The sequence below is a fragment of the Halochromatium sp. genome (assembly GCF_046541315.1).
Lineage (GTDB): Bacteria > Pseudomonadota > Gammaproteobacteria > Chromatiales > Chromatiaceae > Lamprobacter.
This window is the reverse complement of the sequence record NZ_JBKHDN010000097.1, coordinates 1-9973: the sequence shown is the minus strand read 5'-3', so window position 1 is coordinate 9973 and position 9973 is coordinate 1. Positions and strand designations below refer to the sequence as shown.

Below are 9973 nucleotides of genomic sequence, written 5' to 3'. Positions count from 1 at the left end.
TCCGGCTCGGTGGCGTTCAGTTCGATTCAGGCCGTTTCCGGCGGAATCATCCGCGCGCGAGCCGGGCCTTGGTCGCGTGCAAGGTGGCGGCAGTGACCTGATCCTCGCCAGCGATCCGTGCCGCACGCTCAGCGGCGTCTCGCAAGCGCTTGGCGGCGGAGATGCGAGTCAGCACCGGCGTTGCCTCCAGGATCTCATCGAGCAGGCATTGCGCCTCCGGCTCCCAGGGCAGTTCCCGGTGCATGCGCGAGGGCGTGGCTTCGACTCGATCCAGCTCGGTCCCGAGCGGCAGGATGTTGAACAGCGCGTCGAAGAGCGCGTTACAGACCTCCTGGATCAGGTAGGTCGCCCCCGAGTAGCCCATGAACGGCGTGCCGGTATGCCGCCGCACGATGGTGCCGGGCAAGGAGGCCGGAATGAAGGCGGCACGCCCGCCGATCTCGGCCAGATACATGCGCTCGTTGTAGCCACCGAACAGGATCAGCGGCGTGTTCGCGTGCACGGCCTCGCGCACCGCGTCGTTATCCGGCTTCTTCCCCGGTCGGCGCGGGACGGCGAAATGGCACGGCAGCCCCATCTCGTCCTCGAGGAAATGGCGCACGCCGCGAGCATAGGTCTCGGTCGCGACGATGCCGAAGCTGGCGGTGCCGAAGAAGTCTTGCGTCACCGAGCGCCACAGATCCCAGATCGGCTTGATCGTGGTGTGTTTCTCGCGCTCGATGAAGGGCTCCGGGTCCAGCCCGAGCAGCTCGCCGAGGGTGCGCAGGAAGCTGGTGGTGCTGTGCAATCCGATCGGGGCCTGCAAATAGGGCTTCTCCAGCGCCTCGCACAGCTTGCGGCCGAACTCGCGGTAGAGGCAGACATTCACCTCGGCCTCGGCCAGGCGCGGGATCTCATCGAGGTGGGTGCCGAGCGGGAAGGTCAGATTGACCTCGGCGCCGATGCCCTCGATCAGCCGCCGCAGCTCGGCGAGATCCGACCAGGTGTTAAACATGCCGTAGATCGGGCCAATAATGTTGACCAGCGGCTTGTCGCTGTCCTGACCCGGCTTCTTGGCCTTCGCGGTCTTGGCTCGGCGCTGCGCGCCGGCGGCGCCATACTGGTTCCACAGCCAGACGATGGCGCGATCCGCGCTCTGCCACTGATCCTCGTCGATGGTGCGCGGCAGGAAGCGCTGGATCGGCGTGCCGGAAGGCGTCACCCCGCCGCCGATCATCTCGGCGATACTGCCGGTCACGACCACCGCCGGCCGCTCGGGATCGAGGGTCGAGAAGGCCCGCCGCATCGCGTTCTCGGTGCCATCCTGTCCCAGTTCCTGCTCGCCGAGCCCGGTGACCACCACCGGCAGCTCATGCGGCGGCAGCGCATCGGTGTAATGCAACACCGCCGTCACCGGCAGATTCTCGCAGCCGACCGGCCCATCGATGATCACCGACAGGCCCTTGACCGCCGTGAAGACATAGACCGAGCCCCAGTAGCCGCCGGCGCGGTCGAGATCCTGAATCAGCATCGGTCCTGGCCTCCCGGACGCGCCGCCTTGCGCGCTGATGCGTTCGTTGGCTTGCCGCCTGATTTGCCGCCCGACGGGGGCGCGGGCTGATGCGCTGTCGCACTCGGGCGCGGACGCGGCTGCCGATCCCAGACGCCGGCGGTGTCGCCCTCGCCGACGCCGGCGAAGAAGGCCGTCATGCGCTCGAAACGGGCCTGATTGGCGAGCGCCGCATTGACCACCTGCGCCAGGGAGCCAGCGCCCGCCGGTCCCATCAGCGGCCGCGCCGAGATCAGATTGGTGAAATAGAGCGCCGGGATCGACTGCTCCTTGGCATGCTGCACGACCGGCGTGGTGCCGATGGCCAGATCCGGCTTCACCGCATCGACCGCCGCCTTGTCCTGCTCCAGCGTGGCGCGGAACTGGACCCGAACGCCCTTGGCCTCGAGCCAGTCGCGATCGGCCTCGGACCAGGGCGTGCGCGGCGTCGCGGTGCCGACATAGGGCACCCGCGCGCCGCTCTCGATCAGCAGGCGCGCGACCAGCAGCTCCGAGCCCTCATAGCCGGAGACGACGATGGTGCCGTCGATCGGCGCCTTCGCCATGGCCCCTTGGATCGCCGGCAAGAAGGCATTGCTGGCCGCCGCGATCTTGTCCTCGGCGATCTGGCAGGCCTTGCCGATCGCCGCGAGCCAAGCGGCGGTGCCATCGTAGCCCACCGGTGCCGAGCCGACCACGGCGCGTCCGGCCTGCTGGAACTCGCGGATCGAGGCGGTGTAATAGGGATGGATGGCGGCGACGGCGGCGCAGTCGAGCGCGGCATAGAGTTCCCGCCACTCGCGCGTCGGCACCACCGGCCCGATCGCCAGCCCCAGCGGGGCGAGCATGGCACCGATGCCGACCGGATCGGCCGGGAACATCTCGCCCAGCAAGGTCACCGTCGGCCGCTCGCTGCGCCCGCCACGCGGCGCCTGCACCGGCCCCTGCTCGGCCTCGCCACGCGCATAGCGCAGCATCGCGCTGGCCAGCACATCCTTGGCCTCGGCATGGGTCGGCACGCCAAAGCCCGGCACGTCGATGCCGATGATGCGCACGCCGTTCTGCGTCTTCGGCAGCAAGCGCAGCGGCACCCCGGAGGCGGTCGGCACGCACAGGTTCATCACCACCACGGCATCGTACTTGTCCGGATCGGCGAGCTGCTCGACGGCCGCGCGCACATCCTCGAAGACCTTGCCGGTGACCAGGGTCTCGGAGTCGAAGGGGACATAGCCGACGCTACGCCGCGCGCCATAGAAGTGCGAGGTGAAGCTCAGCCCATAGACACAGCAGGCCGAGCCGCAGAGGACGGAGGCGGTGCGGCGCATGCGCAGACCGACGCGCAAGGACCCAAAGGCCGGACACATGGTCTGGGGCTGATCATGGGGTCCGGTGGGATAGTCGGTCGCCAAGCGCTCGAGCACGTCGCTGTTACCCGCCGCTTCGGCGGCTCGACGCAGTTCGTCGGCGCCCGCGTGGCAGCCGTGACCATCGCCGCCGAGCGCTGCGTCGTCGCTCGGTGCCGAGATCGAATCCGGTTCCGGGTTATCTGACGGGTGCGCTGATTGCATTGGAATCGTTGTCTCAGGCCTCGTCGTAGACCACTTCGAGGGACGGCTTATCGAGGTCGGCCGCATGGCACATATCCTCGATGGTCGCGGGCTCGAGCACGACATCGCGCCCCACCGCGTCGCTCGCGAACAGATTCAGCAGCTCGTCCTGAGTGAGCGGCTTGGCGCGCAGCGGCGGCGCCTCGGCGACATTCACGCCCAGCTCTTCGAACAGCGGCGCCCAGGTGCCGCCTGGCACACCGACGATCTGATAGGCCGCGCTCTTGCGGCGGATGTCGTCATCCGCCGGGATCGAGGCCAAGACCGGAATCCCGACCTTCTGCGCCCAGGCCTGCGCCTCGCCGGTGCCGTCATCCTTGTTGATGACGATGCCGGCGACGCCAACGTTACCGCCGAGCCCGCGAAAGTATTCGACCGCCGAGCAGACGTTATTGGCGACATACAACGACTGTAGGTCGTTGGAGCCGACGACGATGACCTTCTGGCACATATCGCGCGCGATCGGCAGGCCGAAGCCGCCGCAGACCACATCGCCGAGGAAATCGAGCAGGACGTAGTCGAAATCCCATTCGTGGAAGCCGAGCCCCTCGAGGATTTCGAAGCCGTGGATGATCCCGCGCCCGCCGCAGCCGCGACCGACCTCGGGACCGCCCAGCTCCATCGCGAACACCCCATCGCGCTTGAAACAGACGTCGCCGATGGCGACCTCGTCACCGGCGGCCTTCTTCCTCGACGAGGTGTCGATGATGGTCGGGCAGGCCTTGCCGCCGAACAGCAGCGTGGTGGTGTCGCTCTTCGGATCGCAGCCGATCAGCAACACCTTCTTGCCCTGCTGCGCGAGCATGTAGGACAGATTGGCCAGGGTGAAGCTCTTGCCGATCCCTCCCTTGCCGTAGATCGCGATGATCTGGGTCTGCTTGAGCGCGGGCGCCGCGCTCGCGGCGGCAGCGGATTGCTCGGGCAGACCGACGTTCAAGGCGCCAGCGCTGGCGGGGGCATTAGCCATGCATTCCTCTCCAATCGAGAATCATCTTCAGGCAGGTCGGATCATCGAAGGCCGTCTCGTAGGCGGCGGCCGCCTCGGCGGCATCGTAGCGATGGGTGATCAAGCCCGCGAGCGACAGCGGGCCGGCGTCGATCAGCGTGCGCACGGCGCTCAGGTCGGCGTCGCGGAACTCGGCCGCCACACGCAGGCGCAGCTCGCGCATGAAAGCAGGCGGGAAGTCGAACGCGAGCGGCGCTTCGTAGAAGCCAGCGAGGACGATCTCGCCGCCGCGCGCCAGCCGCGCGACGAGCGTATCGAGCAGCGCGCTGTCGCCGCTGACATCGCAGATCACCGCATAGTCGAGCCGTTCGTCGGCTTTCGGATCGATGACATCATAGCCCGCCGCGCCGCTCGCGCGCACCGGGTTGGTCTCCCAGACCACCGGCGGCGGCGCGCCGAGGGCGATCGCCACCCGCGCCATCAGCCGGCCGAGCACCCCATGGCCGACGATGAGATCCGGGCAGGCCTTAGCCGCGCCGGCGATGGCGTGATGGGCGGTGGCGGCGAGCGCCATCAACACGCCCTGCTCGCCGAGCGACTCGGGGATCGACAGCAGCCGCGCGCCGGGTACCACGACCCTCGCCGCGGCGCCGCCGAACAGGCCGTTGACGTCGCTGTAGCAGCGCGCGCCGGGCACGAACACGCGTTCGCCCGCGCTGCGACCGCTGTCGACGCCGGCCTGTGTGACCCGTCCTACCGACTCATAGCCCGGCACCAGTGGGTAGCCCATGCCGGGAAACACCGGCATGCGCCCGGTCCACAGCAGCCGCTCGGTGCCGGTGCTGATCCCGCTGTAGTCGATCTCGACGACACAATCGGCTTCCCCCGGCGGGGTCAAGGCCACGCGCTTGACCGCAAGCTGTTGCGGCTGATCGAGGACGACCGCTAGGGTCGAGAGGTCGGAGGAGGCATTCACGATAGGCGTTACTGTGTTATTGGCTCGCTGGTGGCAGCATCGGGCGCATCGCTTGCGGCATCCGTTGGACGCCCTGGATGCAAGCCACTGATGACACCAAAAAAAGTATCAGTGTCAGTCTAGCTTGACCCGATCTTATGTCAAGCCTGATTTACACATCGACTGTCGACCGAGGTTGGCCGTTCGGGCTCTGATTGACGTATCGCAAGGCCACGCGTCAAACCGCGGTCGCGATCAACAGCCGCGTCTGCATCGGGCGGCGGGTTGGCCGCAGCTGAACGCCACCGAAGCCGGCCTCGCGCAGCATCGCCTCGAGTTCTTGGGGCGGTCGCGGTCGGCCACTGCCCATCGCCAGCAGATAGAGGCCGAAATAGGCATCGCCGATCGGCTCGGCCCCCGGCGTCTCGGCCATGGGCTCGGCCAGCAGCAGGGTGCCGCCCGGCTCCAGCGCCGCCCGCACCGCCCGCAGAATCCGCAGCGCCTGATCGTCGTCGTGGTCGTGCACCACCCGCACCAGGGAGCAGAGATCCGCCCCCTTCGGCAGCGGCGTGCGCAGCAGATCGCCGCCGACGGCCTCGGCGCGCTCACCCAGCCCAAGCGCCTCGAACCGCTGCTGGGCGCGCTCGGCCACCGCTGGCAGGTCGAACAGTCGCAGCTGCACATGCGGCCAACGCTCGGCAACGGCAAGCAGGAAGTTGCCCTCACCGCCGCCGACATCCATCAGGCAGCGATGCGGCCGCAACGAATAGGCATCGAGCACGTCGTCAGCGACAAAGGCATTGGAGACGCTCATCAGGTCGCTGTACTCGCGCACCGAAGCAGCGTCCTCCTGTGCCGGATCGAGCGAGCGGGCATAGGCCCAATAGCGACCCAGCTCGGTCTCGGTCTGCTCGCCACGCAGCAGCGCGAGCGGGTCTTCGAGATCGCGGTAGAGCATCTGGTGATGCTTGATCATGGCGGCGATGCCGGGGTTGGCGAGCATCGCCGCGCCATGGTTGCCAAGACCGAAGCAGGGCGAGCCCTCGGCATCGACACCCCGCCGCTCCAGCAGATCCAACGCCACCGCCGCGCGCAGGAGCCGATCCGCCTGCGGCTCGGTCATGCCCATGCGGGGCGCCAGCGCCGAGCGCGCGAGCGGTCCATCGGCCAAGAGATCGATCAGCTCGAGTTCGACGCAGGCATAGAGGATCTGCGAGTAGACGAAACCGGCGGTGATATCGAACAGCGACCGCGCGCGCCGCTGCGCGATCGGGCGCGTGAGCGGAAAATCGGCCGCCCAACGCTGGAAACCGGGGCGCGCAATCAAACGATTACGCCATTCACGCCAATCGAAGGTGAGTTTCATGCGCACCGCTCAGCCGTCGTGAGCGGCCGCGAGCCGCTGCGCGAAATCCTCGGCGATCGGCGGCGGCAGCAAGCGCTGCATCTCGCCGACCACCAGCGCTCGCAATGTGTCGGCACCCGGGCAGACCGGGATCGATGCCAGCGCCTCACGGATCAGGCCGACCAGGCGCGCGAGGGCGCCATCGACGCCCAACGCCGCGACCGCGCTCGGTCGCGCATGCGCCGCGTCCTGCCCGACCGGCTTGCCGAGGGCCTCGGCATCGCCCGCTACATCGCGCAGATCATCGGCCACCTGATAGGCTTCGCCCAGGTTCGCCCCCAGGACGCGCCAATCGGCCGGATTGCGCCCCGCCGCAGCGGCGCCGGCCTCGGTCGCGGCAGCGAACAGGGCGGCCGTTTTCTGGCGGTGATACTCGCTCAGATCGACCTCCTCCTCACATTCCCAGGCCTGACCGGCGACGATGCCATCCTTGAGACCGACCGCCCGGCCCACAATCATGAGCAATGGGGCCAGACGCTCGGGATGTCGCAGGGTATGCCAGGCCAGATTCTCGAACGCGAGCACGATCAACCCATCCCCGGCCAACACCGCCAGGCGTTCGCCATAGGCACGATGCACCGAGGGTTGACCGCGCCGCATGTCGGCATCATCGAAGCACGGCAGATCGTCATGCACCAGCGAGGCACAATGCAGGAGTTCCAACGACGCGGCGGCGGCATCGGTGACGGCGGGGACATCGTCGCCACAGGCCAGGGCCACGGCGAGGCACAGCCGGGGACGCACGCGCGAGGCCGGCGTCAGCACGGCATGCCGCACGGCCTCGCGCAGCAGCGGCGGTGAATCATCGCCCATGCCCTTGGCGATGGCGGCCTCTAGGGCCTGCTCGATGCGCTGCAAGGCATCCATTGGTGCATCCTCGTGCGTCAGAGTGGGTCATCGGGGGCGCTGTGCACCGCGCGGCCGTGGCCTTGGCAGGCAGCCCCCCGTATCGGTCAGGTAAGATAGCCAGCTCCTCTTGGAGCGTCAAACGACCGGGATCAACTCTCGCGTCGATAACAGAATCAAGACAGCGGATCGATGCGAGGTAGACGGTGACAACGGAGCGAGTGGCGATCGTAGGGGCCGGCATCGGCGGACTGACCTCGGCCATCGAGCTGGCCGCGCGCGGTCTCGAGGTGACCGTCCTCGAGCGCGCGCATGGGCCCGGCGGCAAGATGCGCGAGGTGCGGGTCGGCGGGGTGCCGATCGATGCCGGCCCGACCGTGCTCACCATGCGCTGGGTGTTCGAGGCGATCTGCGCCGCCGCCGGCAGCTCGCTCGCGGCCGAGGTCGATCTCGAGCAGGCCGAGGTCTTGGCGCGGCACGCCTGGAGCGCCCACGAACGCCTGGATCTGTTCGCCGACCTCGAGCGCTCCGCCGACGCCATTGCCGCCTTCTCTGGCCCGGGCGAGCGGCGGCGTTTCCTCGCTTTCAGCGCCGACGCCAAGGCGATCTATCGCACCCTCAAGGAGCCCTTCATCAGCGCCCCGCGGCCGAGCCCGGTCGGCTTGGTGCGCCGGGTCGGTCCCGGCGGCCTCGGCGACCTCGTCAACATCAAGCCCTTCGCGACCCTGTGGTCGGCACTCGGCGAGCACTTCCGCGATCCCCGATTGCGCCAACTGTTCGGCCGCTACGCCACCTATTGCGGCTCCTCGCCCTATGCCGCGCCGGCGACGCTGATGCTGGTCGCTCATGTCGAGCAGGATGGCGTCTGGCTGGTCAAGGGCGGCATGCACCAGCTCGCGCGCGCCTTCGCCGGGCTGGCGCAACGCCTCGGGGTCCAGTTCCGCTACCAGGCCGAGGTCAGCGAGATCGAACTCGCGCGCGGTCGGGTCAATGGGGTCGTACTCGCCGACGGCGAGCGCATCGCCGCCGATGCGGTGATCGTCAACGGCGACACCAACGCCGTGGCGGCGGGCCTGTTTGGCCAGCGAGTCAGACGCGCGGTGGCGCCGACGCCGGCTGCGGAGCGCTCGCTCTCGGCGATCACCTGGAGTCTCCTCGCCAAGACCGAGGGCTTCCCGTTGAGTCGCCACAGCGTCTTCTTCTCCAGCGATTATCAAGCCGAGTTCGACGACATCCTCCAGCGCCACCGCATCCCGCGCGCACCGACGGTCTACGTCTGCGCGCAGGATCGCGACGCCGACGACGGCCCGGCGCCCGCGGGTCCGGAGCGGCTGTTGTGCCTGGTCAACGCGCCGGCCATCGGCGACACCCATTCCTTCACTCCTTCAGAGATCGAGCAATGCGCCCAAAGCACCTTTGGCCTGTTGGAACGCTGTGGCCTGCATATCCAGCAGGACCCAGCGCACGTCCAGGTGACGACACCGACGATCTTCGAGCAGTTGTTCCCGGCCACCGGGGGCGCGCTGTACGGCCGCGCCTCCCATGGCTGGATGGCCTCCTTCTCGCGACCTGGGGCGCGCACCAGGATTCCGGGGCTGTATCTGGCGGGGGGCAGCGCGCATCCGGGGCCGGGGGTGCCGATGGCGGCGCTCTCGGGACGGCTGGCGGCAGCGAGCTTGACGGCGGACCGCGTTTCGACCAAGCGCTGACGCCGAACAGCTACCATTGGTGGTACGTCGACGCGCTGAGCGACGATGGCGACTATGGCATCACCCTGATCGCGCTGATCGGCAGCGTCTTCTCGCCCTACTACGCGTGGGCCAGACGCCGTGGGCGCGGCGATCCGGAGCACTTCTGCGCGCTCAATGTCGCGCTCTACGGCAAGGATCGCACCGGCTGGGCGATGACCGAGCGCGGCCGTGGGCAGTTACGACGCAGCGCGCGCGAACTAGCGATCGGCCCGAGCCGGGTCGAGTGGGACGGCTCGGCGCTGAGCTTCCATATCGACGAGCGTGGCGCGCCGTTGCCCAAGCGCATTCGCGGTGTCGTGCGCGTGCAGCCGCGCGCCCTGACCCGCGGACCGATCGCGCTCGACCCCGCCGGCCGTCACCGCTGGTGGCCGATCGCCCCCGAGGCGCGCGTCGAGGTGGCGCTGGAACGACCGGCCTTACGTTGGTCCGGCGCCGGCTATCTGGATAGCAACAGTGGCGACGAACCGCTCGCGGCCGGTTTTCGCCAATGGGATTGGTCGCGCTCCAAGCTCCGCCAAGGCACGGCCGTGCTCTATGACATGACCTTTATCGACGGCAGTCGCCGCGCGTTGGCCTTGCGCTTCGATGGCAATGGCGACAGCGAGGCGTTCGCGCCGCCACCGTCGGCACGCCTGCCCAGCACCTTCTGGTGGCGCATCCCCCGCGCCATCCAGAGCGAGACCGACGGCACCGCCAAGATTCTCGAAACGCTTGAGGACACGCCCTTCTACGCGCGCTCGACCGTTCGCGCCCACCTCCTCGGCGAGCCGGTCACCGCCTTCCACGAAAGCCTCGCGCTGACGCGTTTCGAGACGCGCTGGGTGCAGCTGCTGCTACCGTTCCGGATGCCGCGCATCGCGCTCGGTTAGGCCCGGTTCGACGAGGGCTCGGCGAGGGCTCGGCGAGACCCGCCGAGCGGCATCGCCTTGAGCGGA

The 9973-nt window shown here is 68.5% G+C and carries 8 protein-coding genes; 2 read left to right on the top strand and 6 right to left on the bottom strand.

The window, feature by feature from the left end; genetic code table 11:
- Positions 1-46 precede the first annotated feature (46 nt).
- The 6 genes from bchZ to ACLFQI_RS08050 all read right to left on the bottom strand — a co-directional run bounded on the left by bchZ (position 47) and on the right by ACLFQI_RS08050 (position 7308).
- The gene (gene bchZ, locus ACLFQI_RS08075) at positions 47-1510 is read right to left on the bottom strand and encodes a chlorophyllide a reductase subunit Z (protein WP_410758398.1); all 1464 of its coding nucleotides are present in this window, start codon (positions 1508-1510) and stop codon (positions 47-49) included.
- Positions 1504-3096 (bottom strand): chlorophyllide a reductase subunit Y, encoded by a 1593-nt coding sequence (gene bchY / locus ACLFQI_RS08070; protein ID WP_410758397.1) that lies wholly within the window; start codon positions 3094-3096, stop codon positions 1504-1506. The genes bchZ and bchY overlap by 7 nt, the downstream gene beginning before the upstream one ends.
- Positions 3097-3109: 13 nt before the next feature.
- Positions 3110-4102 (bottom strand): chlorophyllide a reductase iron protein subunit X, encoded by a 993-nt coding sequence (locus ACLFQI_RS08065; protein WP_410758396.1) that lies wholly within the window; start codon positions 4100-4102, stop codon positions 3110-3112.
- Positions 4095-5060: a chlorophyll synthesis pathway protein BchC gene (bchC, locus tag ACLFQI_RS08060; protein ID WP_410758399.1), complete on the bottom strand. Its 966-nt coding sequence runs from the start codon at positions 5058-5060 to the stop codon at positions 4095-4097. The genes ACLFQI_RS08065 and bchC overlap by 8 nt, the downstream gene beginning before the upstream one ends.
- A 214-nt stretch (positions 5061-5274) precedes the next feature.
- Complete coding sequence (locus tag ACLFQI_RS08055; RefSeq protein WP_410758395.1) at positions 5275-6402, bottom strand: methyltransferase; 1128 nt, start codon at positions 6400-6402, stop codon at positions 5275-5277.
- Between the two features lie 9 nt (positions 6403-6411).
- On the bottom strand, positions 6412-7308 hold the full coding sequence (locus tag ACLFQI_RS08050) for a polyprenyl synthetase family protein (protein WP_410758394.1): 897 nt from the start codon (positions 7306-7308) through the stop codon (positions 6412-6414).
- 200 nt (positions 7309-7508) lie between these two features.
- On the opposite strand from ACLFQI_RS08050, the gene crtD reads away from it, so the two are divergent.
- Positions 7509-8996 (top strand): 1-hydroxycarotenoid 3,4-desaturase CrtD, encoded by a 1488-nt coding sequence (gene crtD / locus ACLFQI_RS08045; RefSeq protein WP_410758393.1) that lies wholly within the window; start codon positions 7509-7511, stop codon positions 8994-8996.
- Positions 8997-9190: 194 nt separating this feature from the next.
- Positions 9191-9907, top strand: a complete 717-nt coding sequence (locus ACLFQI_RS08040) for a carotenoid 1,2-hydratase (RefSeq protein ID WP_410758392.1) — start codon at positions 9191-9193, stop codon at positions 9905-9907.
- Positions 9908-9973: the final 66 nt, after the last annotated feature.

What these genes read in the sequence shown, in the direction of transcription:
- ACLFQI_RS08050 (WP_410758394.1), bottom strand. Translation starts at nt 7,308, where the DNA reads ATGGATGCCTTGCAGCGCATCGAGCAGGCCCTAGAGGCCGCCATCGCC.
- ACLFQI_RS08065 (WP_410758396.1), bottom strand. Translation starts at nt 4,102, where the DNA reads ATGGCTAATGCCCCCGCCAGCGCTGGCGCCTTGAACGTCGGTCTGCCC.
- bchY (WP_410758397.1), bottom strand. Translation starts at nt 3,096, where the DNA reads ATGCAATCAGCGCACCCGTCAGATAACCCGGAACCGGATTCGATCTCG.
- ACLFQI_RS08040 (WP_410758392.1), top strand. Translation starts at nt 9,191, where the DNA reads ATGACCGAGCGCGGCCGTGGGCAGTTACGACGCAGCGCGCGCGAACTA.
- bchZ (WP_410758398.1), bottom strand. Translation starts at nt 1,510, where the DNA reads ATGCTGATTCAGGATCTCGACCGCGCCGGCGGCTACTGGGGCTCGGTC.
- ACLFQI_RS08055 (WP_410758395.1), bottom strand. Translation starts at nt 6,402, where the DNA reads ATGAAACTCACCTTCGATTGGCGTGAATGGCGTAATCGTTTGATTGCG.